Below are 23,780 nucleotides of genomic sequence, written 5' to 3'. Positions count from 1 at the left end.
CTTTTATGGCAGTTTCGATTGCGCCACGTGGGCGAGGAGGTTAACCACGGAAGATTGCATCGTATCGGTGAAAGGCTTTGGATATATCCCCATGAACAACACCAGCACTGCCAGTACCGCCAATATGAGGAATTCACGAGCGCCGATATCTTTCATGGCGGCGACCCGCTCATTGGCCACCGCACCGAACACCACGCGCTTGTACATCCACAGCGAGTAGGCGGCGCCGGTAATCAACGTCGTTGCCGCCAGCAATCCGATCCAGAAATTCAACTTGACGGCGCCCAGGATCACCAGGAATTCGCCCACGAATCCCGAGGTCGCCGGCAGACCGCTGTTGGCCATCGCGAACAGCATGAACAGCATCGCAAACTTCGGCATGGTATTGACGACACCGCCGTAATCCGCGATTTGGCGGCTGTGCAAGCGGTCGTACATTACGCCGATGCACAGGAACATCGCGCCGGAGACGAAGCCGTGGGAAATCATCTGAACGATCGCGCCTTGCATGCCGATCTCGCTGAACATGAAAAAGCCGAGCGTGACGAAGCCCATGTGGGCGATCGACGAATACGCCACCAGTTTCTTCATGTCGGCCTGCACCAGCGCTACCAGGCCGATGTAGACGATCGCGATCAACGAAATGGCAATGATGAAACCCGACAGATAGTGGCTCGCGTCAGGCGTGATCGGCAACGAGAAGCGCAGGAAACCGTACGTCCCCAGCTTGAGCATGATCGCCGCCAGCACGACCGAGCCGCCCGTCGGCGCTTCCACGTGGGCGTCAGGCAACCACGTATGCACTGGCCACATCGGCACCTTGACGGCGAAGGCGAGGAAGAATGCGATGAACAGCAATATCTGTACGTTCATCGGCAGCGGCAGCTTGTACCACGTCGCCAGATCGAAAGTGCCGGACTGGTTGTACAGGTAAATCAAGGCCACCAGCATCAGCAGCGAACCCATCAGCGTGTACAGGAAGAACTTGAACGCCGCATATACGCGGTTCGGGCCGCCCCAGATACCGATGATGATGTACATCGGTATCAGCGTGGCTTCGAAGAAGACGTAGAACAGCAGGCCGTCCATTGCGCAAAACACGCCGATCATCAGGCCGGAGAGAATCAGGAACGACGCCATGTACTGGGCAACGCGTTCCGTGATGACTTCCCACCCGGCGACCACCACCAGTACGGTAATCAACGCGGTCAGCACCACCATCCACAGCGAAATACCGTCGATGCCGAGATGATAGGTAATGTGAAAGCGATCAATCCAGGCGGTCTGTTCGACGAACTGCATCGCGGGGGTCGACGGATCGTACCCCGAAATCAACGGCAGCGTGACCAGGAAACTCACCACGGCGCCCAGCAGCGCAAGCGTTCGGACCGTGCCCGGATTACGGTCGGACCCGACAACGAGGACTGCGACGCCGAACAGGATAGGCAGCCAAATGGCCAGACTCAGAAGCGGTAGCGATTGCATTTGTTATTGCTCCCCCTTATTTGCTCAGAGTGACAAACAAGGTCAGGAGTCCTAGCATGCCGATAATCATGGCGAAAGCGTAGTGATAGATATACCCGGACTGCATGAAGCGGATGACACCGGCAAACCAGCCGATCAGCCGGGCACTGCCGTTGACGAGTACGCCATCGATCACCCCTTGGTCGCCGCCGCGCCATAGGCCGCGACCGATCTTGAGCGCGCCCTTGGCGAACACCACTTCGTTGATCTTATCCATGTAGTACTTGTTATCCAGCAGCTTGTACAGGCCAGAGAAGCGTTGCGCGAGGGCCTCCGGAATATCGGGCCGCTTCAGATAGAAGAACCAGGTCACGACGACACCGGCAATCGACAGCCAGACGGGCAGCGTGGTGAACGAGTGCAGCGCCATCGGCACCCAACCGTGAAAATCTTCCGTAATGGCCGCCATTGCCGGATGGTTCGACGCAATGAAAATGACGTCCTTGAACGCCACGCCGTGCTGGAACAAGTCGGAGAACAGCATGGGTTTGATGGCAATTGCACCGAGCACCACCGACGGAATCGCCAACAGGATCAGCGGCAGAGTTATCACCCAGGGCGTCTCGTGCGGCTCGTGTCCGCCATGGTGCGCGTCATCGCCATGATGTGCGTGATCGTCATGGTGATGGGCAATCTTGCGAAAGCGCTCCTCGCCATGAAATACCAGGAAGTACAGGCGGAATGAATAGAACGCGGTGACGAACACGCTGGCCACGACCGCGAAATAAGCAAAGCCCGAGCCGGGCAAATGCGAGGCAGCAACTGCCTCGATGATCGAGTCCTTCGAATAAAACCCGGCGAAGAACGGCGTGCCAATCAGCGCCAGGGAACCAATCAGCGACGTGATCCACGTAATGGGCATGTACTTATAGAGCCCGCCCATGTGACGAATGTCCTGATCGTGATGCATGCCAATGATGACTGACCCGGCGCCCAGGAACAACAACGCCTTGAAGAAAGCGTGCGTCATCAGGTGAAACATTGCCACCGGATAGGCCGAAGCACCCAGCGCCACGGTCATGTACCCGAGCTGCGACAGCGTCGAGTAAGCGATCACGCGCTTGATGTCGTTCTGGATCATGCCGAGGAAGCCCATGAACAGCGTGGTGATCGCGCCGATGACGAGGATCAGCGACAGCGCAGTATCGGAGAGCTCGAACAGCGGCGACATGCGGCTGACCATGAAGATACCCGCGGTCACCATGGTGGCCGCATGGATCAGAGCGGAAATCGGGGTCGGACCTTCCATCGAGTCAGGCAGCCAGACGTGCAGCGGAAATTGCGCCGACTTGCCCATCGCGCCGATAAACAGGCAAATGCAGGTCACGGTGATCAGGTGCCAGTCGGTACCGGGAAACGATAGCGCCGCCAGATCGTTGGCCTTGGCGAAAACTTCGCTGTAGTTCAACGAGCCGGTAAAGGCGAGCACCAGACCGATCCCCAGCAGGAAACCAAGGTCACCGACACGGTTGACCAGAAAGGCTTTCAGGTTGGCGTAAATCGCCGTGGGACGCGTATACCAGAAACCGATCAGCAGATAGGAGACAAGACCCACCGCTTCCCAGCCGAAAAACAGCTGAAGGAAGTTGTTGCTCATCACCAGCATTAGCATCGAGAAGGTGAACAGCGAGATATAAGCGAAGAAACGCTGATAGCCGGGGTCGTCCGACATGTAACCCACGGTGTAGATATGCACCATGAGTGACACGAAGCTGACCACACACATCATGATCACGGTGAGAATGTCGACCAGGAAACCGACCTCGAACTTGATTGATCCGATCCGCGCCCATTCGTAAATGGTGCCGTTGAAACTGGCGCCATTGAGCACGTCGACAAAGGTTATCGCCGATAGGATGAAAGCGACCAGCACGCCAAGGATGGTGACAGTGTGGGCTCCGGAGCGGCCGATTTGCTTGCCGAACAGACCGGCCAACACCGCCCCTGCCAGCGGCGCCAGCGGAATCGCGAGCAACAGGTTGGGATTGAGTGTAGTTGCCATAACAGCGTTCGCTTTTTATTAACCTTTGAGCTGGTCGAGATCTTCGACGTTGATCGTATCGAGCTTACGGAACATAGTGACCAGGATGGCCAGCCCGATGGCGGCTTCCGCCGCCGCGACCGTAAGAATGAAGAACACAAATACCTGCCCCGCCATGTCACCGAGATAGTGAGAAAACGCGATGAAATTGAGGTTGACCGAGAGCAGCATCAATTCGATGGCCATCAGCAACACAATCACATTCTTCCGGTTCAGGAAAATACCGACGATGCTGATGGCGAACAGAATCGCGCCAAGCACCAGATAATGCGCAAGCGACAACGACAACATGAGGCCTCCTTATTCCGATGCCGGCGTGTCGCCGGTAGCTTGCCGCGCTTCGGCCGGCATCGACACCAGCCGCACGCGGTCCTGGCGGCGTACCTTCACCTGACGGCTCGGGTCGGTCTGTTTGTGATCCTTGCGCGCGCGCATCGTCAGGGCAAGGGCCGCCACGATGGCAACCAGCAGCACCAGGCCCGCGACCTCGAAGGCGAAAATATAGTTGGTGTAGAGCAGACGTCCCAACGCCTGCGTATTCGGCACGTCGGAATTTGCCATGGCGTGCACCGGCGCATGGGTCGCGCCATAGCCGCGCATCAGCACCAAGGCGGACTCGACGATGATGATCGCGCCGACCAGACTGGCCATCGGCACGAAGCGCCGGAAGTCGCGGCGTAGCGCGTCGATGTTGATGTCGATCATCATCACCACGAACAGGAACAGCACCATGACCGCGCCGACGTACACGACGACCAGCATGATCGACAGAAACTCGGCCTGCAGCAGCATCCAGATGGCGGCCGCGTTGAAGAACGACAGCACCAGAAAAAGTGCTGACTGAACCGGATTGCGCGCGGTCACGACCTTGAGGGCCGAGATCACCAGAATCAGCGCAAACACATAGAAGAGAAAGGTTGTGAATTCCATAATCACCGGACTTTCACCGAACTTAGCCTACGGAGTACCATGGCGAGACGCATTGCATCTCAACGGTACGGAGCATCGGCCGTTCTGGCCGCCGCGATTTCTTTTTCATACCGGTCGCCGACGGCGAGCAGCATCTCCTTGGTGAAATACAGATCGCCCCGCTTCTCGCCGTGATATTCGAGAATGTGGGTCTCGACAATGGAATCCACCGGACAGCTTTCCTCGCAAAAGCCGCAGAAAATGCATTTGGTCAGATCGATGTCATAACGCGTCGTGCGGCGCGTGCCGTCGGCCCGCACATCGGACTCGATGGTAATGGCCACGGCCGGACACACCGCTTCGCACAGCTTGCAGGCGATGCAGCGCTCTTCCCCATTGGGGTAGCGGCGCAGCGCATGCAGTCCGCGAAAACGCGGCGACAGCGGTGTTTTTTCTTCCGGAAACTGAACGGTGATCTTACGCGCGAACGCGTAACGCCCGGTCAGGGCCAGCCCCTTGAACAGCTCGGCCAGCAAGAAGCTGCCAAAAAAATTCTTGATTGCGCTCAGCATCGCATTCCCCCAGTTTTTCCCATCACTTCCAGATATTCCACGGCGACATGATCCAGAAGCCGACCACGAGCAGCCAGAACATCGTCAGGGGTAAAAACACTTTCCAGCCGAGGCGCATGATTTGGTCATAGCGATAGCGCGGAAACGTTGCGCGCACCCAAATGAACACCGACAGCAACAGAAAGACCTTGAAGGCCAACCAGAAGATACCCGGGATAAATGACAGGAAGCCGAACGGCGCGCTCCACCCCCCCAGAAACAGTACCGAGGCGAGCGCCGAAATAACAATCATGTTGATATATTCGGCGAGGAAGAACAGCGCAAAACCCATCCCCGAATATTCGATCATATGACCCGCGACGATTTCCGACTCGCCCTCGACCACGTCGAACGGATGGCGGTTGGTTTCCGCAATGCCGGAGACGAAATACACGACGAACATCGGCAGCAGCGGCAGCCAGTTCCAGGACAGCAGATTCAGGCCCATACCAGCGAAAATGCCGCGCTCCTGCGAATGGACGATATCCGACAAGTTCAGCGTGCCGGATGTCATCAACACGGTCACCAGCGCAAAACCCATGGCGATTTCATAGGAAATCATCTGAGCCGAAGCGCGCATTGCACCGATAAATGCGTACTTCGAGTTCGATGACCAGCCGGCCAGAATCACGCCGTAAACACCCAACGAGGAGATCGCGAGCACGTACAGCAGTCCGGCGTTGATGTTGGCCAACACCATTTTCGATTGAAATGGAATGACTGCCCAGATCGCGAAAGCCGGCATCACGGCCATGACCGGCGCGATGGCATAAATCCATTTGGTCGCCTGGGTCGGCGTAATGACTTCCTTGAGCAACAACTTCAGCACGTCGGCGATCGGCTGCAGCAGACCTCGCGGGCCAACCCGGTTCGGCCCGATCCGCACGTGCATCCAGCCGATCAGCTTGCGTTCCCACAGAATCAGATAGGCGACGCACAGCAGCAATACGACCGAAACCACCAGAATACGCACCAGTGCCCACACCGTCGGCCAGGCTGCGCCGAGCCAAGCCTGACCATGCGATGTAATGATGTCAACCAGACTCATTGCGCCTTCTCCACCTTGATTTGGCCAAACATCGGGCCCAGTGCCGCCGAGGCCGGCGTCGCGCACGGCAACCGTACCGTGTTGGGGGGCAATGCCGCATCACGTGCTGCGGGCAGCGTCGTCACGCACTCGCCTTGGCGTACCGTGACGGCATCCCCTTCATGCAAGCCCAGGCTGTCGAACAACTCACCGGGCAACGAAGCAACCATCGCGCGTCGCGCGTCGTTCGTCAGGTGCAACGAGGGTGCCCGCCGCACCAACGGATCGGCGTGATAGATCGGCACATCGGCGATGCGCTCGAGGCCATTGGATTCGGCAGCAGTTGCCACGACCGGTGCGGTCGTGGCGTTGTTCAGCGCGGCGCTCATGTCGATAGCCGCCAGCACTTCGTCTCGCACCTGCTCCGGGGTTTCATATTCGAAGCCAGGCAGTTTCAGGAGATTCCCCAGCACGCGCAATACTTTCCACGCCGGACGCGTCTCACCCAAAGGGCGAACGACACCGTTGAAGCTCTGCGCCGTTCCTTCGCAATTGACGAACGTGCCCGCCGTCTCGGTGAACGGCGCCACCGGCAACAGGACATCGGCGTAGTCAAGAGCCGCAGTATTTTTATACGGCGACAGCACCGCAACCATTTTGGCACCACGTAACGCGCTCAATACGGCCGCAGGATCGGCGCTATCGAATTCGGGCTCGGCATGCAGCAGCAGGTATGCCTGGCGGGGCTTCTCAACCAGTTCTTTCGTGCCCAGCGGACTGACCGCGCGCGTGAGATAACCGCCCACCGTATTGGCCGCTTCTGTGAGAAACCCGAATTTGGCGCCGGTAGCGTCGGCAATCCATTGCGCAAGTGCATGCAATTGCGCGAACTGCGGATGTTGTACCGCACTGTTGCCGAGCAACACGGCACGACGCTCGCCGCTGAGCAGCGCTTCGGCAATTTGACGCGCACGCTGGCTGGGCTCGGCATCGCTGAGCGCCGACGGCAGCGCGACGTCCTTGGCCGCGGCGACGGCCGCCGCGACGCCGGCCAGCTCACTCGTCCATGCCCCCGGAGCCGCGATGATCTTGCCGGTCAGCGGAATCAAAGGATCGTCGTCGCAAGCGTGGAGCACGCTCAGTTTGCCGCCATTTTTAACCGCGTGACGCAGGCGAGCAGCGAGCAGTGGATGGTCCTTGCGCAAGAAGGAACCGATCACGAAAGCTGCGTCAAGCCGCTCGACATCTGCAATCGCCATGCCGAGCCACGGTGCGCCCTTGAGTTGATTGGAAAAATCGCTCTGCCGCAGTCTGAAATCGACGTTGCTGCTGCCAAGGCCGCGCACCAGCTTCTGCAGCAGGTAGAGTTCTTCAAGTGTGGCGTGGGGCGTCGCCAGTGCCGCGATACCGTCGCTGCCATGTTCGCGCTGGATATCGGCCAGCCCGTGACCGAGATACTCGAGCGCAGTCTGCCAGTCGACCTCGTGCCACTGCCCGCCCTGCTTGAGCATCGGCTTGGTCAAGCGCTCGTCGCTGTTGAGCCCTTCGTAGGAGAAGCGGTCCTTGTCCGAGATCCAGCATTCGTTGATAGCTTCGTTCTCGAGCGGTACGACGCGCATCACCTTGTTGTTCTTGACCTGCACCGTCAGGTTCGCCCCAAGTCCGTCATGCGGGCTGACCGACTTGCGGCGAGACAACTCCCACGTCCGCGCACTGTAGCGAAACGGTTTGGATGTAAGCGCGCCGACCGGGCACAGATCGATCACGTTGCCGGACAACTCGGAATCGACCGTCTTGCCGACAAATGAAGTGATCTCGGAATGCTCACCGCGTCCCAGCATGCCAAACTCCATGACGCCGGCGATTTCCTGGCCAAAACGTACGCAGCGGGTGCAGTGGATGCAGCGGGTCATCTCCTCCATCGAGATCAGCGGCCCGACGTTCTTGTGGAACACCACGCGCTTCTCTTCCTGGTATCGGGAGGCGGACTTGCCATAGCCGACGGCGAGATCCTGCAACTGACATTCGCCACCCTGATCGCAAATCGGGCAATCCAGGGGGTGGTTGATCAGGAGGAATTCCATCACCGACTGCTGCGCCTTGATGGCCTTTTCCGACTTGGTACGCACGATCATGCCAGCGGCAACAGGCGTAGCGCAGGCAGGCACGGCCTTGGGCGCTTTCTCGATGTCGACCAGACACATGCGACAGTTGGCTGCGATCGACAACTTCTTGTGATAGCAGAAATGCGGGATATAAGTGCCGACTTTCTTGGCTGCCTGGATCACCATGCTGCCCTCGGACACTTCGACCTTTTGGCCGTCTATTTCGATTTCAACCATAGCGGTTCAGAGCCACGCCTTGTCAAAGAGAATGGGATGCGCCGACCATGCAACGCTTGTGCTCGACGTGGTACGCGAATTCGTCCCAGTAATGTTTGAGCATGCCGCGTACGGGCATCGCGGCGGCGTCACCCAACGCGCAGATGGTGCGTCCCATGATGTTTTCAGCCACCGAGTTCAGGAGATCGAGGTCTTCCTGACGCCCCTTTCCATGTTCGATGCGATTGACCACGCGCCACAGCCAGCCGGTACCTTCGCGACAAGGCGTGCACTGACCGCACGATTCCTCGTAGTAGAAGTACGACAGGCGCAATAGCGAACGCACCATGCAGCGGGTTTCGTCCATCACGATCACCGCGCCGGAACCGAGCATCGACCCGGCTTTGGCGATCGAATCGTAGTCCATGTCGGTCTGCATCATCACGTCGCCGGGCACGACGGGCGCCGACGACCCGCCGGGAATGACCGCCTTGATCTTCTTCCCGCCACGCATCCCGCCACACAATTCCATCAGCTTGGAGAATGGGGTGCCCATGGGAATCTCATAGTTGCCGGGGCGCTCGACGTCGCCCGACACGGAGAAAATCTTGGTGCCGCCGTTGTTCGGCTTGCCCATCTCCAGGTACTTTTGCGGGCCGACGGCCAGAATGAAAGGCACCGCGGCGAATGTTTCGGTGTTATTGATCGTGGTCGGTTTGCCGTAGAGCCCAAAGCTCGCCGGGAACGGCGGCTTGAAGCGCGGCTGGCCTTTCTTCCCTTCGAGCGATTCGAGCAGTGCGGTTTCCTCGCCACAAATGTAGGCACCGTATCCGTGGTGAGCGTGCAGTTGGAACGAGAATCCTGAGCCGAAGAGATTATCGCCAAGGTATCCTGCGGCACGGGCTTCTTCGAGCGCACGCTCGAAGAGTTCGTAGGTATCCCAAATTTCGCCGTGGATATAGTTGTAGCCGACCGAGATGCCCATTGCGTAAGCGCCAATGGCCATCCCCTCGATCAGGGAATGCGGGTTATAGCGCAGGATGTCGCGATCCTTGAACGTGCCGGGCTCGCCTTCGTCAGAGTTGCAAACCAGGTACTTCTGGCCGGGAAACTGGCGCGGCATGAAGCTCCACTTCAAGCCAGTCGGGAAGCCTGCGCCACCGCGGCCGCGCAAGCCGGATGCCTTGATATCGGCAATCACCTGCTCCGGCGGGACCTTCTCGGTGAGAATACGCCGCAACTGTGCATAGCCACCGCGCGCGACGTAATCTTCCAAATGCCAGTTCTCGCCGTTCAATCCGGCCAAAATAAGCGGTTCGATATGGCGATCGTGCAAACTCGTCATGCCTTTTCTCCTCGATCCGCGGCCTTCAGCTCAGCAATCAGTGCATCGAGCTTTTCGTCGCTCATGAAACTGCACATGCGCTTGTTGTTCACCAGCATCACCGGCGCGTCGCCGCAAGCGCCCATGCATTCGCCCTCCTTCAGCGTGAACAGGCCGTCGGCCGTGGTCTCGTTGAAGTCGATGCCGAGCTTTTGCTTGAGATAATCGGCCGCATGATCGCCGCGCGACAGTGCGCACGGCAGATTCGTGCAAACGGTCAGCTTGAATTTGCCAACCGGCGCGGTGTCGAACATGCCGTAGAAGGTCGCCACCTCTTCCACCGCGATCGGCGGCATTTGAAGGTAATTGGCGACGAACTGCATGACTTCCGGCGACAGCCAGCCCTTTTCGTCCTGTGCGACCGCAAGTGCGGCCATCACCGCAGATTGCTTCTGCTCCGCCGGATACTTGGCGATGGCATGGTCGATTTTCTTTAGCGCTTCGGGAGAAAGCATTTCCGATCCGACTTGGTCTCTACTTAACGATTGCTCCGGCCGCAACGAAGCCGGCAATTGCGCTTTCGCGCGATTCCTGCCTCATCGCTAATTGCTGGAACGGCATTGTTACGTCTTAGATACAACCGGGGGGGCGATTCCATCGCCCACGCCCGCATTACTATCGGTCAATTTCACCGAACACGATGTCCTGCGTACCGATGATCGCCACCGCGTCGGCGATCATGTGTCCCCTGGCCATTTCGTCGAGCGCAGCCAAGTGCACGAATCCAGGCGCACGAATCTTCAGGCGATACGGCTTGTTGGCGCCGTCTGAAACCAAATAGATGCCGAACTCGCCCTTCGGATGCTCGATCGAGGCGTAGGCTTCGCCTTCCGGCACGTGGAAGCCCTCGGTGAAGAGCTTGAAGTGGTGAATCAGCTCTTCCATGTTCGACTTCATATTGACCCGTTTGGGTGGCGCGACCTTATGATTGTCGATCATCACCGGACCGGGATTTTTGCGCAGCCATTCGATGCACTGCTTGATAATGCGATTGGATTGCCGCATTTCTTCGACGCGCACCAGATAACGGTCGTAGCAGTCACCTTCTGAACCCACCGGCACTTCGAATTCCATCCGATCGTAGACTTCGTAGGGCTGCTTCTTGCGCAGGTCCCAGGCAATCCCGGAACCGCGAAGCATTGCGCCGGTGAAGCCGAGTTGCAACGCGCGTTCGGGGCTGACGACACCGATACCGACCAGACGCTGCTTCCAGATGCGGTTGTCAGTCAGCAGTGTCTCGTACTCGTCAACATACTTGGGAAAGCGATTGGTGAAGTCCTCGATGAAATCGAGCAGGGAACCTTGGCGGTTCTCGTTCATTTTGCCAATCGCACGGGCATTATGCTGTTTCGATGCACGGTATTGCGGCATGGCATCCGGCAAATCGCGATATACACCGCCTGGCCGGTAGTAGGCCGCGTGCATACGAGCGCCCGAGACCGCCTCGTACATGTCGAACAGATCTTCGCGCTCGCGGAAAGCGTAAAGAAAAATCGCCATCGCACCGACGTCCAGGCCGTGCGATCCGATCCACATCAGGTGATTCATCAGTCGCGTGATTTCATCGAACATCACACGGATGTATTGAGCGCGGATCGGCACTTCGATGTTGAGCAACTTCTCGATCGCCATCACGTAGGCGTGCTCGTTGCACATCATCGAAACGTAATCGAGCCGGTCCATGTAGGGCACCGACTGGATGAATGTCTTCGACTCGGCCAGTTTTTCGGTCGCGCGATGCAGCAAACCGATGTGCGGGTCGGCACGTTGAATCACCTCGCCGTCGAGTTCCAGCACGAGCCGCAGCACACCATGCGCCGCAGGGTGTTGCGGACCAAAATTCAGCGTGTAGTTCTTGATATCTGCCACGAGCGCACCTTAATGTTTCAACCCGCCGTATTCTTCCTCGCGGATCACGCGTGGCGTGATTTCGCGCGGCTCGATCGTCACCGGCTGGTAGATCACCCGCTGCTGCTCGGGGTCGTACCGCATTTCCACGTAGCCGGACAACGGAAAATCCTTGCGGAAAGGATGGCCGATGAAACCGTAGTCGGTCAGAATGCGGCGCAAATCCGGATGGCCCTCGTAGACGATGCCCAGCAAATCGAACGATTCGCGCTCGAACCAGTTGGCAGAACTCCAGATATCGACCATCGATGCCACGACGGGCAGATCGTCGTCCGGTGCGAAAACACGCACTCGAACCCGCCAGTTGTGGGTAATGGAAAGCAACTGAACGACCGTGGCAAAGCGCGGGCCACTCCAGGCGCCATCGCCGAAGGCGGAGTAATCCATTCCACACAAATCGATGAGTTGCTCGAACTTCAGACTGGGATCGTCTCGCAGCTTGAGCGCGACTTCGCGGTAGTCCGCCGCTTTGACGATCAGCGTCAACTGCCCCATTGACTCAGTCAGATTCTGAATCGCGCCGCCCAATACGTTTTGCAGATTGCTTTTTAGTGTTTCGAGTTTCGACATGCGCGTCCCCGGTTATTTGCGCGCGATGGTGCTGGTACGCTTGATCTTGGATTGCAGCTGGATGATTCCATAGACCAGCGCTTCGGCCGTCGGCGGGCATCCCGGCACATAGACATCCACCGGCACGATGCGATCGCAGCCACGCACGACCGAGTAAGAATAATGATAGTAGCCGCCGCCGTTGGCACACGACCCCATCGAAATTACCCAGCGCGGCTCCGCCATCTGGTCGTAAACCTTGCGCAACGCGGGCGCCATCTTGTTGCATAGCGTGCCGGCCACGATCATCACGTCGGACTGACGAGGGCTTGGGCGAAACACCACGCCAAAACGATCCAGATCATAGCGGGACGCGCCGGCGTGCATCATTTCGACAGCACAGCAGGCCAACCCGAACGTCATGGGCCATAGCGACCCGGTGCGCGTCCAATTGATAAGCTTGTCAGCCGTGGTGGTGACAAACCCTTCGCGCAATACCCCTTCGATACTCATATGCTTTTCCAGATTTCCGCTGAAACGCCATTGCCTTACAGGCTACGCGCTCACTCCCAATCGAGTGCGCCACGCTTCCAGAGATAGATGAAACCGATCAGCAACTCGACCAGAAATACCACCATGGAAATGAAACCAGGCCAACCGATGTCACGCAACGCTGCGCCCCAGGGGAAAAGGAAGGCCGTTTCCAGGTCAAACAAGATGAACAGAATGGCGACGAGATAGTAGCGCACATCGAATTTCATGCGCGCATCTTCGAAAGCTTCGAAGCCGCATTCGTAGGGAGAGAGTTTTTCGCTGCCTGGATTGTTAGGCCCGAGGAATTTGCCCAAGCCAACCAGCGCAACACCTAGGCCGGTACCTACCAGAATAAAAAGCAGGACGGGAAAATAGGCTCCGAGGTTCAATGCAACCCTCTATCGGTTAGTTCACAAACCGCCTTACCTGGCCTGGGGACCGGCCGGTAGCGCGGGACGGACAAAAGCACAAAATAAAATGCCAGCCGGAGCGCATAAGCAAGGCTGGCATCGTAGAACTGTGGTGCCGACGATGAGACTCGAACTCATACGGCTTTCGCCACTACCCCCTCAAGATAGCGTGTCTACCAATTTCACCACGTCGGCATTCATAGTCTGCAATCCGCAACCTCGAATCGCTTCAAGACCGCCATTGTAACGCCAATGCTTTTTTTGTTCAACGCACAATGCGGCGTACATGAACATAAATAGTATCGTTGTCTTATTGCAAAATCTTACTTTGGTACGTCTTGCGAATTAGTTGTCGATGCCGCTGCCGGCGCCCCGACTCCCGACGCTGCCCCGCCAACTGCGGAGGCCGCCGAAGCCGCGGCCGGAGCCGTCGTCACCGGCACGCTGCCCAACACGCCGGCGGACAGATTCGGCTTGTACGACCCCATATAAGTCAGCGAGAGCGTGACGACGAAAAAAATGGTTGCAAGCACTGCCGTTGTGCGGGACAAAAAATTTGCCGATCCGGAGGCTCCGAACAGACTGCCTGAGGATCCGCTACCGAACGCCGCTCCCATGTCGGCACCCTTGCCATGCTGAAGCAAAACCAAACCGATGATCCCCAGTGCCGATAGCACCTGAACCACGACCAACACTGTTTTCAATAACCCCATCTCATCACCTATTCCAAAAATTCATGTGCCGCCCCTGCGTGGGCGGGTTGAGCGGCAACTTCATGCCGCGCCGCAAATCGCGAGGAAATCCTCGGCCTTGAGCGACGCGCCACCAATCAGTCCGCCATCGATGTCAGGCATCGCAAACAATTCGGCGGCGTTATCGGGTTTGACACTGCCGCCATAAAGAATCCTTACCGCAGCCACCTCGCCCCCTTTAGCCGCCAGTTGAGCGCGCAAGCGTTCATGCACCGCTTGCGCCTGCTCGCGTGTCGCCGTCTTGCCGGTGCCAATCGCCCAGACCGGCTCGTAAGCGACAACCATGCGCGCGGCCTGGGACGCGTCTAGCTCGGCGAGCACCGCTCCCAACTGCCGCCCGACGACTGCGTCGGTCTGCCCGGCCTCCCGCTGAGCCAGCGTCTCGCCAACGCAAACGATCGGCGTCATTCCCGCTGCCAGCACCCGCCCAGCCTTGGCAGCGACCTGCGCATCGGTCTCGCCGTGATACGCGCGGCGCTCCGAATGACCAACGAGCACGTAGGTCGAGCCGAATTCACCGATCATCGGCGCCGAGACCTCGCCGGTGTAAGCCCCATGCAGCTCAGCCGAAACATCTTGCGCGCCCCAGGCCAGCGGGCTGCCGGCGAGCAATTGCAGGCACTGCGCCAAATAGGGGAACGGCACGCATACGGCAGTGGCGACCGTCCCCTGCCCCAGGACTGGCGATGCCAGCAGCCGCGTCAACAATTCCGCGTTGGCAGCCAAGCTGCCATGCAACTTCCAGTTGCCGACGACCAGTTTTGCCGCCGCCTTGTTCGCCTTCGCGCTTGCGGAATCCACGCCCTTTCACCCCATCAATAAGCAAAAAACTCTCTATTTTAATTCCCACCGGCCCAAAGGGTCAATTTAAGATCTGACAGACAGATATCAGGGCCACGTTAATACGATTTTGCCGATGTGCTCGCTGCTCTCCATCAACGCGTGTGCCTGTGACGCGTCGGCAGCCGCAAAGGTCCGATAAATCACCGGCCGAATGGTCCCGCTCGAAAGCAGCGGCCAGACACGCTCCTTGAGCTGGGCGGCGATTTTTGCCTTGAATGCGACCGAGCGAGGCCGCAGCGTCGACCCGGTGATGGTCAGGCGACGGCGCAGCACCTGCCCCAAATCGAGCGGCGCCTTTGCGCCCCCAAGCAAAGCAATCACGGCGATGCGTCCGTCGGTGGCAAGGCAATCGATCTCGCGCGGCAGATAGGCGCCGCCGACCATGTCCAGTATGACGTCGACGCCACGCCCGCCGCTCAGCTCCTTCACGACCTGCGCAAAGTCCTCGCTCTTGTAGTTGATGCCGCGCTCAGCCCCCAATTGCTCGCAGACGCGGCACTTATCGTCTGATCCGGCAGTCGCGAAGACCCGGTGGCCGAGCGCCGTCGCCAATTGAATGGCCGTCACGCCAATACCGCTCGTGCCGCCCTGCACCAGCAGACTCTCCGGCGTGCCATCCTCGGTGGCGCCGAGGTGAGCGCGATCGAAGACGTTGCTCCAAACGGTGAAAAACGTCTCCGGCAGCGAAGCGGCCTCCACGTCCGACAGCCCGTCCGGCACCGGCAGGCACTGCGCCAGCGGCGCGGTGCAGTATTGCGCGTAGCCACCGCCCTGTACCAGTGCGCAAACCCGATCCCCAACCCGCAGCCCCCAGCGGTTATCCGGGCCACCCAACTGCCCCTCGACGATCTCGCCAGCGACCTCCAGGCCCGGCAGGTCGGAGGCGCCCGGCGGCACCGGATAATTGCCTTGCCGCTGGAACACGTCAGGCCGGTTGATGCCCGCTGCCGCCACTTTGATCAACACCTCACCCGGCTTGGGTTGCGGCATCGGCCGTTCGACCAATTGCAATACCTCTGGCCCGCCATACTTGGTAATTTCAATCGCTTGCATCACACATTCCTCGTCATTAATGAGCATTCCGCATCAACGCCGTCGGGACGACGCCACGACCGCTACGATAGCATTGACCGGCGGCTTTGCCCTGCCGCCGTGCCGCGATTACTTGCGCTTGGCGTTGAGCACTCCGCCGACGCCGCCCAATTGCGCCAATGCACGCTGCAATTGGCCGGCGTCGCGCACCTCGACCGTAAATTGCATATACGCGCGCGCAGTGCGTGACTGCGTATTCACGCTCGTCACATTGATTTTCTCTCGCGAAAATATTTCAGAGATGTCGCGCAGCAACCCCTGCCTATCCGTCGCTTCGATCTGAATATCGACCGGATACGCCGCCTCCCCACGGCCTTCGAGCACCTCGTTCGACCAGGCCGCCTGCAGCACACGCTCAGGGGCGCGGCGCCGCATCGCGACAAAATTCCGGCAATCGCAGCGATGCACGGAGATACCCTTGCCGTGCGTGACGAAACCCACGATGTCGTCGGGCGGCGCAGGTTTGCAGCACTTGGCCAGTTGCGTGAGCAATGCCCCCACGCCAAGCACCAGCACGCCGCTGGACGCACCCTGCGCCACGCTGCTTTCGAGGCTCTTCTTGGCGACCAGCGCCTCGTCGCTGCGGACCTCCGGCGAAGGCGTTCCCGAGAGCGCCATTTCGACGTGCCTGAGACTGAGCTCTTCCTTGGCAACCGATGCGTAGAGCTCGTCGGCATTCCTGAACCCAAGGCGCGCGGCCAGTTCGTCCAGATTGGTCGATGTCTTGCCCTCGCGCTGCAATGTTTTGTCGATAATCGCGCGGCCGTGGGCGATGGTTTCCTGCAGTTCAACTGCGTTGAACCACGCCCTCACCTTGTTCCGGGCGCGCTGACTGTGCAGATAGCCGAGCTGGCTGTTGAGCCAATCGCGCGACGGCCCGCCTTGCTTGACCGCCACGATCTCGACAGTCTGGCCGTTGCGCAACGGCGTATTGAGCGGCACCATCGCGCCGTCGACCCGGGCGCCGCGGCAGCGATGGCCCAATTCGGTGTGCAGGTAATAGGCAAAATCGACGGGTGTGGCGCCTTGCGGCAAAGCAATCACGCGCGCCTGCGGCGTCATGACATAAATATGATCGTCGATGTTGGCATGCTTCAACTGCTCCCACGGAGCGACGTCGTCGTGCTCAACGCGATCCGCGACGTCGTCTTTCCAGGCCAGCAATTGCCTGAGCCAGGCGATCTTCTCATCGTAGCTTTCATTGGCCACGACCTGCCCGGCATAGCCACGCTGTCCGGCCTCCTTGTAGCGCCAATGCGCGGCCACGCCGTACTCGGCGAAATGATGCATCTCGTGGGTACGAATCTGCACCTCGAAGGCACGTCCCTGCTCATCGATGACAACGGTATGCAGTGATTTGTAGCCGTTTGGCTTGGGCCGCGAGATGTAATCGTCGAACTCTTTCGGAATCGGCTGCCACAGGTTATGAACGATGCCAAGCACCGTATAGCAATCTTTAACGTCGTCGACGATGACGCGAAACGCGCGCACGTCGTAGAGCTCGGCAAAGTCCAGATCCTTGCCGCGCATCTTGCGCCAGATGCTGTAGATATGCTTGGGTCGACCCGACACCTCCGCTTTCACGCCGGCCGCGGTCAGCTCATGCTGCAGGCGCTCGATCGCCCCGCGGATAAACTGCTCCCGCTCGACGCGCTTCTCGTCGAGCAGGCGAGCGATACGCTTATAGGTATCGGGATGCTCGAACCGGAAGGCCAGATCCTCGAGCTCCCATTTCAATTGCCAAATGCCCAAGCGATTGGCCAGCGGCGCATAGATTTCCAGTACTTCGTGCGCCAGTTCGGGCGGCGGTGTGAGCTTCTGCCCGGCATACCAGCGCAGCGTCTGCACCCGAGACGCCAGGCGAATCAACACCCCCCGAATATCCTGCGCAAACGCCAGCAGCATTTTGCGCAACGCTTCGACCTGCGCCTTGCGCGCCGCTTCGGCGTCCCTGCCTGCGGCCGGCGCACGGGCAGTCACGCGCGTGCTCACACCGCCCAGCAGTTGCAGCTTTCGCACATTGACCACCAGCGTGGCAATTTCAGCGCCGAAGCGTTGCGTCAGCGTCTCTTGCGCATCCGAGATTCGCTCGACCACGCCGAACAGCGCGGCAGCCTTGCGGGTCACATCGTCCACCCTCAGCGTATCGAGGATCGACAGCATACCCCGGGCGTGCGTCATCACCGGCTCGCCGGAACTCAGCGCGACGTCGCCGCAGCGCTCGTCGGCAAAGGCCAGTGCGTCCTCCAATGTCGATTCGATAACAGGCGTTGTCTCGGAATTGTTCATACTGCTTTCAAGCAGAAGCGCCGCAGGATCGTATCCACTCGTCAGCCACCGCGTTGGGCAGCGATCACCACGACCTCGATCAGCAATTCGGGGCGCGCCAGACGCGCCTGCACCGTCGCCCGCGGCGGCGCATTGCCCGGGATGGCGGCCACCCAGGCATCCCAAACACGATTCATTGCTTCGAAATTCGCCATATCCGACAAATAAATCTGACAGGAGAGAATCAGCGACTTATCGCTGCCCGCCTCGGTCAGCAGGCGATCGACATGACCGAGTACTTCCCGCGCCTGCCCATCGATACCCTGGGTCGTGTCGTCCGCGACCTGCCCGGCCAGATAAACCGTGCCGTTATGGACCGCGATGTCCGACCAGCGGGATTCCACATGAAACCGTCGTACCGTCATAATGCAATCGTCCTTGATAAATGCTGACAAATCATTTGACGAAGAACTCGCGCGCCACGCGAATCTGATCGTCGTGCACAAAAGTCGGCGCGTGACCAACGCCAGGAATCTCAACGCTGCTGACCTGGCGGCCGCGCATTTTCATCTCCGCTACCGTCTCGCGCGAGAGCAAATCCGACTGCTCGCCCCGCGCCACCAGCACCGGCCCGTCGAAAGCCTCGAGCGCTGCCCACAGCGCCATCTCGCCGGCCATCGCCAGTTGCGGCGTCACCGCGGCAAACGGCACGGCAATCGCGGGATCATAACGCAGTACGAAATAGTCATTTTCCTGCCGAATCAGCGGCAAACTGAGCGCGCGCCACTCTGCCGCCGTGTGCGGACCGAACGGCAAAGAGGTCATGCGCAGATAGTCGATGCAGGCGTCGAGCGTTGGAAAGCGAGGTGCCTGCCCCAGATAATCGCCGATGCGGGTCAGTGCCGGGGCGTTGATGCGCGGCCCGACATCGTTGAGCAGCATTTTCCGAATCGGCGTGTCCGGCACACCGGCCAACCCCATGCCGATCAGCCCGCCCATCGAGGTGCCGAACCAATCGACGTGCGTTGCCCCGAGCCGGGCAATCAGCGTCACCATATCACTTACATATTGCGGCACCGCATACCCGGCAGGGTTCTTCAACCAATCGGATGCGCCGCGGCCGACGACGTCAGGGCACACGACGCGGTAGACGTCGCTGAGCGCTTGCGCCAGCACGTCAAAATCTCGTCCGCAACGCGTCAGGCCATGCACACAAACCAGCACGCGAGGGTTGGCCGGATCGCCCCATTCCGTGTACGCCATGTGATGCAATCCTGAGGGGCTCAGGCACTGTACCGTGGCCAAGCGCGGTTGTGATATCGACATGGTTCTCTCATCTGCGGGGACGAAGGGCAATGTCGATTCTACCGCGCTTGATCGCTTTGAGGCTCGCCAGACGACGTCGCACCGTCGCTGAATAAAAAAAGGCGAGACGGATTGTCTCGCCCCAGAGTTCAGGCCGTGCGGCCTGCTTCGGTCAAACCGCGCTCACATCGAGCGGCGCGCCCGTCTTTTGCTGGATTTCCTCTTTGCTGACCCCAGGCGCAAGTTCCACGACCTTCAGGCCATCCGGCGTCACATCGATCACGCCCAGGTCGGTAATGATCTGGTCGACCACGCCCACGCCCGTCAGCGGCAATGTGCATTCCTTAAGAATCTTGTGCGCGTCGCCCTTGGCCACATGCTCCATCAGCACCAGCACCCGACCCACGCCGGCCACCAGGTCCATCGCGCCCCCCATGCCTTTGATCATCTTGCCGGGGATCATCCAGTTCGCCAGATCGCCATGCTCGCTGACCTGCATGGCTCCCAGGATTGCCAGATTGATATGCCCGCCTCGGATCATCGCGAACGAATCGGCCGACGAGAAAATCGACGAACCCGGCAGGGTCGTCACCGTCTGCTTGCCGGCGTTGATGAGATCGGCGTCGACCGCATCCTCGGTCGGGAATGGGCCGATGCCCAGCAGACCGTTCTCCGATTGCAGCCAAACCTCCATATTGGCCGGCACGTGATTGGCCACCAGCGTGGGCAAACCGATGCCGAGGTTCACATAAAAGCCATCCTGCAGTTCACGCGCCGCGCGCGCTGCCATTTCATCGCGATTCCATGCCATGTCTATCTCCTCGTCGGTCCGTTACTTGGCACGTACCGTGCGCTGTTCGATGCGTTTTTCCGGGTGTTTGTTGTGGACGATGCGCTGTACGAAAATGCCCGGTGTGTGGATCTCGTCCGGATCCAGCTCGCCGGTTTCGACCAGAATCTCGACCTCGGCCACCGTCACCTTGCCGGCCATCGCACATACCGGATTGAAATTGCGCGCAGTGCGCCGGAAGACCAGATTGCCAGCCTTATCCGCCTTCCAGGCCTTGACCAGCGCCACGTCGGCGCGCAGCGTGCGCTCCATGACGTATTGCTGTCCATCGAATTCGCGGATTTCCTTGCCTTCGGCGACTACCGTGCCGACCCCGGTCTTGGTGAAGAACGCCGGAATGCCGGCGCCGCCCGCACGCAGCTTCTCGGCCAGCGTGCCCTGCGGCGTGAATTCCAGTTCGAGTTCGCCGGCCAGATATTGCCGCTCGAACTCCTTGTTCTCGCCTACGTAGGAAGAAATCATTTTGCGGATCTGGCGGGTCTCCAGTAACAGCCCCAGGCCGAAGCCGTCGACACCCGCGTTATTGCTGATGCAGGTCAATTGCTTGACACCGGATTCGCGCAACGCGGCAATCAGCGCTTCCGGAATGCCACACAGCCCGAACCCGCCCACGGCGATGGTCTGCCCGTCTTGCACGACCCCCGCAAGGGCCTCTTTGGCACTGGCGTATACCTTGTTCATCGGTTGTCCCTTTTTCCTCGGTGGATGATTCAACTCAGTCGAACGACAAAAATCTGCGTTAAATCTTGTTGTTAGCGGATTAGCTTACGCCCGGGCGGCGATCGGGCACAATACGTGAAATTACATATCGGCAGCAAACGTTGCCGACCCGATGCTCCCCGTATGACGACACTCGATTACCGTACCGCCTTCCATCTCGCTCCGATCGGCCTGGTCATCTCCCGACAGCGCGTCATCGAGGATTGCAACGCGCAAGTCAGCATGATTTTCGGCTACCCGCGCGATGCCCTCATCGGGCAGTCATTCGAGGTGCTTTACCCGTCTTCCGACGAATTCGAACGTACCGGCGAGCGCATCCCGCCTATTATGGTCACCCAGGGCAGCTACTCCGACGAACGCATTATGCGACGCGCCGGCGGTGAACTGTTCTGGTGCCATGTGACGGGCCGCTCGCTCGACTTGAGCGCGCCACACGCAGCAGGCATCTGGACATTCGAGGATATGTCGGCGACCCGCCGCGTAGCGGTCGCGCTTACCGCGCGCGAACGGGAAATCGCCGCCCAGTTGGTGCAAGGCAAGACCAGCAAGCAAATTGGCAAGACGCTGGCCATCAGCCCGCGCACTGTCGACATCTACCGCGGCCGCCTGATGCAGAAATACGCGGCGGGCACGGCCACCGAGCTGGTGCAGCGCCTGCTCGGCGCGTGAACTGCGGGACTGCCACCGGCGCCCCGACTCAGCGCTCGGCGCGCTTTTGAGCAGACACATCGCGCCGGGCCGCCAGCGCCACCTCCCTTTCGGCCTGGGTAACCAGGTCACGCCCGATCAGCATTTTCCATTTCGAATAAACGGGGCGGGTCGCGTCGATAAAGCGCTGACGTTCAGCCGGCGTCAGTCGGATCACCTTGACGCCTCGCTTGGCCATTGCCTGCCAAACGGTCTGACCGGAATCGAGCGTGTCATCGCGTTCCAGCGAGACTTCCAGATGCGCCGCGTCGACCGCCGCCTCCCGTACGATCTCCTGATCGCGGACAGTCCAACTGTCCCAAACCTGGCGATTGACCACAAATACCAGCGGGTCGGCCATGTAATCCCAAAGCGTCACATAGCGCTGGCCGAAATTGAACAGTTTGGCGCTGCAATAAATGGAAATGGGGTTTTCCTGTCCATCGATCTCGCGTGACTTAAGCGCGGGCAGCACCTGGGACCAATTCATTTGAGTCGGATACGCGCCCAGCGCCGTGAAAATATCATTGAACAACAATGAGCCGACCACGCGAAAGCGCAAGCCGCGCATGTCCTCGGGCGTGCGAATGGGATGACGGGAATTGCTCAGTTCGCGAAAGCCGTTTTCGCCCCACGCCAGGGGCACCACCCCTTGTTCCTCGATGCGGGCAAACAGCTCTCGCCCCACCTCGCCTTGCGTGATGGCGTCCATCGAGTGCGCATTGCGCAACAAAAACGGTAGCGAAAACAGGTTGAATTCGGGAATCTGCGGCGACCAGTTGATAGTAGAGCCCACCGCCATGTCGATGACTCCCTGGCGCAAGGCGGCGAATTCTCGTGTCTGGTCCCCGCCAACCAGCGACGCTCCGGTGTAGAGCTTGATTTTGATGCGGCCCTTGGTCCGCTGGCGCACCAGGTCGGCCCAGATCTGCGCGCCACGCCCCCAGGGCGATGTCGCGTCCGGCATGACGGACAAACGATATTCGGGTTTATAGTCCTGCGCCCTGGCCGGCCCTCCCGCCACGCTCAAAAGAAATGCCGCGGCCGCCAGCAGCAACCGCCAGCGGTGCCTTTGCATGCTGACCTCAAGAAAATTTTAATCGACACCCCATCCACTCGGGATCGGCGGTGCCCGCTTTACGCTAACCAAACGACATTATGCCCGTCGTTAGCGCCGTCGCGTGCCCGGAAAATCCCGTAGGAGTGCAATCATGCGGCGCTCATGCCATCGTCGGCGGTCATGATGGCGCCATTGATGAAATGCGACTCGTCGGACGCCAGCAGCAGCAGCAAACCGTCAAGATCGGCCGCCGTGCCCACGCGCTTGCGCGGCAGCATATCGATGAGCTTGCGTCCGGCCTCGGTTTCCCAGTGGTGATGATTGATCTCCGTATCGATATACCCGGGGCAAATCGCGTTGACGTTGATTCCGTAGCGCCCCCATTCGACCGCCATGGACCGCGTCATGTGGATCACGGCCGCCTTGCTCATGCAGTACACGCCGATCTGCGGCAATGCACGCAAACCGGCGATCGAGGCGATATTGATAACGCGGTGTTGCTGCCCTGGCTGGCCCTTGGCGCGCAAAATCATGCGCTTGCCCACTTCCTGGGCCATGAAGAAAGCGCCGCGCACGTTGGTATCGAAAACGAAGTCGTAGCCCTGTGGCGTCACGTCCACCAGCCGTTCCGTAGTCGACACGCCCGAATTGTTGACCAAAATGTCGATCGCCCCCGCCTCGGTTTCCGCGTGCGCGACAGCCGCCCGAATACTGTCGTGGTCGGTCACGTCGACGCGCACCACGTGCGCCTCGCCGCCGGCGGCCTCGATCTCGGCGCGCAGCTCCTTGAGTCGCTCGACTCGCCGGCTGGCCAGCACGACCTTGGCGCCAGCTTGCGCCAGCACCTGCGAGAACCGCATGCCCAGACCGCTCGACGCCCCTGTGATCAGGGCGACCTTGCCCTCCAAATTGAGCGACCGTCCCATAAACGTCTCCTTGCACCGATGAATTAGAGGCTTATTTTCACCCACGATCGAACGATCGT

The 23,780-nt window shown here is 59.6% G+C and carries 24 protein-coding genes and 1 tRNA gene; 1 reads left to right on the top strand and 24 read right to left on the bottom strand.

Going from position 1 to position 23,780, the window contains the following annotated elements; translation table 11 throughout:
* Positions 1-3: 3 nt before the first annotated feature.
* From EPN80_RS08355 to EPN80_RS08250, 22 genes are all read right to left on the bottom strand, one after another.
* Entirely contained in the window at positions 4-1,485 is a 1,482-nt protein-coding gene (locus tag EPN80_RS08355) for an NADH-quinone oxidoreductase subunit M (RefSeq protein WP_293025711.1), read from the bottom strand.
* Between the two features lie 16 nt (positions 1,486-1,501).
* On the bottom strand, positions 1,502-3,526 hold the full coding sequence (nuoL, locus tag EPN80_RS08350) for an NADH-quinone oxidoreductase subunit L (RefSeq protein ID WP_293025709.1): 2,025 nt from the start codon (positions 3,524-3,526) through the stop codon (positions 1,502-1,504).
* A gap of 18 nt (positions 3,527-3,544) precedes the next feature.
* Positions 3,545-3,856, bottom strand: coding sequence for an NADH-quinone oxidoreductase subunit NuoK (gene nuoK / locus EPN80_RS08345; protein WP_206093647.1), 312 nt, complete (start codon positions 3,854-3,856; stop codon positions 3,545-3,547).
* Between the two features lie 9 nt (positions 3,857-3,865).
* Complete coding sequence (locus tag EPN80_RS08340; protein WP_293025704.1) at positions 3,866-4,495, bottom strand: NADH-quinone oxidoreductase subunit J; 630 nt, start codon at positions 4,493-4,495, stop codon at positions 3,866-3,868.
* 59 nt (positions 4,496-4,554) lie between these two features.
* Positions 4,555-5,043: an NADH-quinone oxidoreductase subunit NuoI gene (gene nuoI, locus EPN80_RS08335; RefSeq protein ID WP_293025800.1), complete on the bottom strand. Its 489-nt coding sequence runs from the start codon at positions 5,041-5,043 to the stop codon at positions 4,555-4,557.
* 25 nt (positions 5,044-5,068) lie between these two features.
* A complete protein-coding gene (gene nuoH / locus EPN80_RS08330) occupies positions 5,069-6,133 on the bottom strand; it encodes an NADH-quinone oxidoreductase subunit NuoH (RefSeq protein WP_293025702.1) in 1,065 nt (354 codons plus the stop codon).
* On the bottom strand, positions 6,130-8,454 hold the full coding sequence (gene nuoG, locus EPN80_RS08325) for an NADH-quinone oxidoreductase subunit NuoG (protein WP_293025700.1): 2,325 nt from the start codon (positions 8,452-8,454) through the stop codon (positions 6,130-6,132). Before nuoG ends, nuoH begins: the two co-directional genes overlap by 4 nt.
* Positions 8,455-8,476: 22 nt before the next feature.
* Entirely contained in the window at positions 8,477-9,778 is a 1,302-nt protein-coding gene (nuoF, locus tag EPN80_RS08320) for an NADH-quinone oxidoreductase subunit NuoF (protein WP_293025698.1), read from the bottom strand.
* The gene (gene nuoE / locus EPN80_RS08315) at positions 9,775-10,272 is read right to left on the bottom strand and encodes an NADH-quinone oxidoreductase subunit NuoE (protein WP_293025696.1); all 498 of its coding nucleotides are present in this window, start codon (positions 10,270-10,272) and stop codon (positions 9,775-9,777) included. The genes nuoF and nuoE overlap by 4 nt, the downstream gene beginning before the upstream one ends.
* 160 nt (positions 10,273-10,432) lie before the next feature.
* Positions 10,433-11,686 (bottom strand): NADH-quinone oxidoreductase subunit D, encoded by a 1,254-nt coding sequence (locus tag EPN80_RS08310; protein ID WP_293025694.1) that lies wholly within the window; start codon positions 11,684-11,686, stop codon positions 10,433-10,435.
* Positions 11,687-11,695: 9 nt separating this feature from the next.
* The gene (locus tag EPN80_RS08305) at positions 11,696-12,295 is read right to left on the bottom strand and encodes an NADH-quinone oxidoreductase subunit C (protein ID WP_293025692.1); all 600 of its coding nucleotides are present in this window, start codon (positions 12,293-12,295) and stop codon (positions 11,696-11,698) included.
* Positions 12,296-12,307: 12 nt separating this feature from the next.
* Entirely contained in the window at positions 12,308-12,787 is a 480-nt protein-coding gene (locus EPN80_RS08300) for an NADH-quinone oxidoreductase subunit B family protein (RefSeq protein WP_047214404.1), read from the bottom strand.
* A gap of 50 nt (positions 12,788-12,837) precedes the next feature.
* Complete coding sequence (locus tag EPN80_RS08295) at positions 12,838-13,197, bottom strand: NADH-quinone oxidoreductase subunit A (protein ID WP_047214406.1); 360 nt, start codon at positions 13,195-13,197, stop codon at positions 12,838-12,840.
* Positions 13,198-13,328: 131 nt separating this feature from the next.
* Positions 13,329-13,413 (bottom strand) — tRNA-Leu (locus EPN80_RS08290).
* 128 nt (positions 13,414-13,541) lie between these two features.
* Entirely contained in the window at positions 13,542-13,931 is a 390-nt protein-coding gene (gene secG, locus EPN80_RS08285) for a preprotein translocase subunit SecG (RefSeq protein ID WP_293025690.1), read from the bottom strand.
* A 60-nt stretch (positions 13,932-13,991) separates the two neighbouring features.
* Positions 13,992-14,771 (bottom strand): triose-phosphate isomerase, encoded by a 780-nt coding sequence (tpiA, locus tag EPN80_RS08280; RefSeq protein WP_293025688.1) that lies wholly within the window; start codon positions 14,769-14,771, stop codon positions 13,992-13,994.
* Positions 14,772-14,858: 87 nt separating this feature from the next.
* Positions 14,859-15,866 (bottom strand): NAD(P)H-quinone oxidoreductase, encoded by a 1,008-nt coding sequence (locus tag EPN80_RS08275; RefSeq protein WP_293025686.1) that lies wholly within the window; start codon positions 15,864-15,866, stop codon positions 14,859-14,861.
* A 108-nt stretch (positions 15,867-15,974) separates the two neighbouring features.
* On the bottom strand, positions 15,975-18,194 hold the full coding sequence (locus EPN80_RS08270; RefSeq protein WP_293025684.1) for a bifunctional (p)ppGpp synthetase/guanosine-3',5'-bis(diphosphate) 3'-pyrophosphohydrolase: 2,220 nt from the start codon (positions 18,192-18,194) through the stop codon (positions 15,975-15,977).
* 41 nt (positions 18,195-18,235) lie between these two features.
* Entirely contained in the window at positions 18,236-18,598 is a 363-nt protein-coding gene (locus EPN80_RS08265) for a RidA family protein (protein ID WP_293025682.1), read from the bottom strand.
* Between the two features lie 31 nt (positions 18,599-18,629).
* Positions 18,630-19,499, bottom strand: coding sequence for an alpha/beta hydrolase (locus EPN80_RS08260; RefSeq protein ID WP_293025680.1), 870 nt, complete (start codon positions 19,497-19,499; stop codon positions 18,630-18,632).
* A gap of 151 nt (positions 19,500-19,650) precedes the next feature.
* Positions 19,651-20,289, bottom strand: a complete 639-nt coding sequence (locus EPN80_RS08255; RefSeq protein ID WP_293025678.1) for a CoA transferase subunit B — start codon at positions 20,287-20,289, stop codon at positions 19,651-19,653.
* A gap of 21 nt (positions 20,290-20,310) precedes the next feature.
* The gene (locus EPN80_RS08250) at positions 20,311-21,009 is read right to left on the bottom strand and encodes a CoA transferase subunit A (protein WP_293025676.1); all 699 of its coding nucleotides are present in this window, start codon (positions 21,007-21,009) and stop codon (positions 20,311-20,313) included.
* Between the two features lie 162 nt (positions 21,010-21,171).
* On the opposite strand from EPN80_RS08250, the gene EPN80_RS08245 reads away from it, so the two are divergent.
* On the top strand, positions 21,172-21,717 hold the full coding sequence (locus EPN80_RS08245) for a PAS and helix-turn-helix domain-containing protein (RefSeq protein ID WP_293025674.1): 546 nt from the start codon (positions 21,172-21,174) through the stop codon (positions 21,715-21,717).
* A gap of 28 nt (positions 21,718-21,745) precedes the next feature.
* On the opposite strand, the gene EPN80_RS08240 is transcribed toward EPN80_RS08245, so the two are convergent.
* The gene (locus EPN80_RS08240) at positions 21,746-22,813 is read right to left on the bottom strand and encodes a DctP family TRAP transporter solute-binding subunit (protein WP_293025672.1); all 1,068 of its coding nucleotides are present in this window, start codon (positions 22,811-22,813) and stop codon (positions 21,746-21,748) included.
* A 131-nt stretch (positions 22,814-22,944) separates the two neighbouring features.
* A complete protein-coding gene (locus tag EPN80_RS08235; protein ID WP_293025670.1) occupies positions 22,945-23,721 on the bottom strand; it encodes an SDR family oxidoreductase in 777 nt (258 codons plus the stop codon).
* Between the last annotated feature and the right edge of the window lie 59 nt (positions 23,722-23,780).

This window comes from Pandoraea sp. (genome assembly GCF_004297875.1).
Classification (GTDB): Bacteria; Pseudomonadota; Gammaproteobacteria; order Burkholderiales; family Burkholderiaceae; genus Pandoraea.
This window is presented reverse-complemented; position numbering and strand designations above follow the sequence as displayed.

Excerpts from the sequence above, each read along its gene's own strand:
- EPN80_RS08355 (WP_293025711.1), bottom strand. The coding sequence starts at position 1,485 with ATGCAATCGCTACCGCTTCTGAGTCTGGCCATTTGGCTGCCTATCCTG.
- nuoL (WP_293025709.1), bottom strand. The coding sequence starts at position 3,526 with ATGGCAACTACACTCAATCCCAACCTGTTGCTCGCGATTCCGCTGGCG.
- nuoK (WP_206093647.1), bottom strand. The coding sequence starts at position 3,856 with ATGTTGTCGTTGTCGCTTGCGCATTATCTGGTGCTTGGCGCGATTCTG.
- EPN80_RS08340 (WP_293025704.1), bottom strand. The coding sequence starts at position 4,495 with ATGGAATTCACAACCTTTCTCTTCTATGTGTTTGCGCTGATTCTGGTG.
- nuoH (WP_293025702.1), bottom strand. The coding sequence starts at position 6,133 with ATGAGTCTGGTTGACATCATTACATCGCATGGTCAGGCTTGGCTCGGC.
- nuoG (WP_293025700.1), bottom strand. The coding sequence starts at position 8,454 with ATGGTTGAAATCGAAATAGACGGCCAAAAGGTCGAAGTGTCCGAGGGC.
- nuoF (WP_293025698.1), bottom strand. The coding sequence starts at position 9,778 with ATGACGAGTTTGCACGATCGCCATATCGAACCGCTTATTTTGGCCGGA.
- nuoE (WP_293025696.1), bottom strand. The coding sequence starts at position 10,272 with ATGCTTTCTCCCGAAGCGCTAAAGAAAATCGACCATGCCATCGCCAAG.
- EPN80_RS08305 (WP_293025692.1), bottom strand. The coding sequence starts at position 12,295 with ATGTCGAAACTCGAAACACTAAAAAGCAATCTGCAAAACGTATTGGGC.
- EPN80_RS08300 (WP_047214404.1), bottom strand. The coding sequence starts at position 12,787 with ATGAGTATCGAAGGGGTATTGCGCGAAGGGTTTGTCACCACCACGGCT.
- secG (WP_293025690.1), bottom strand. The coding sequence starts at position 13,931 with ATGGGGTTATTGAAAACAGTGTTGGTCGTGGTTCAGGTGCTATCGGCA.
- EPN80_RS08275 (WP_293025686.1), bottom strand. The coding sequence starts at position 15,866 with ATGCAAGCGATTGAAATTACCAAGTATGGCGGGCCAGAGGTATTGCAA.
- EPN80_RS08270 (WP_293025684.1), bottom strand. The coding sequence starts at position 18,194 with ATGAACAATTCCGAGACAACGCCTGTTATCGAATCGACATTGGAGGAC.
- EPN80_RS08265 (WP_293025682.1), bottom strand. The coding sequence starts at position 18,598 with ATGACGGTACGACGGTTTCATGTGGAATCCCGCTGGTCGGACATCGCG.
- EPN80_RS08260 (WP_293025680.1), bottom strand. The coding sequence starts at position 19,499 with ATGTCGATATCACAACCGCGCTTGGCCACGGTACAGTGCCTGAGCCCC.
- EPN80_RS08255 (WP_293025678.1), bottom strand. The coding sequence starts at position 20,289 with ATGGCATGGAATCGCGATGAAATGGCAGCGCGCGCGGCGCGTGAACTG.
- EPN80_RS08250 (WP_293025676.1), bottom strand. The coding sequence starts at position 21,009 with ATGAACAAGGTATACGCCAGTGCCAAAGAGGCCCTTGCGGGGGTCGTG.
- EPN80_RS08245 (WP_293025674.1), top strand. The coding sequence starts at position 21,172 with ATGACGACACTCGATTACCGTACCGCCTTCCATCTCGCTCCGATCGGC.
- EPN80_RS08240 (WP_293025672.1), bottom strand. The coding sequence starts at position 22,813 with ATGCAAAGGCACCGCTGGCGGTTGCTGCTGGCGGCCGCGGCATTTCTT.
- EPN80_RS08235 (WP_293025670.1), bottom strand. The coding sequence starts at position 23,721 with ATGGGACGGTCGCTCAATTTGGAGGGCAAGGTCGCCCTGATCACAGGG.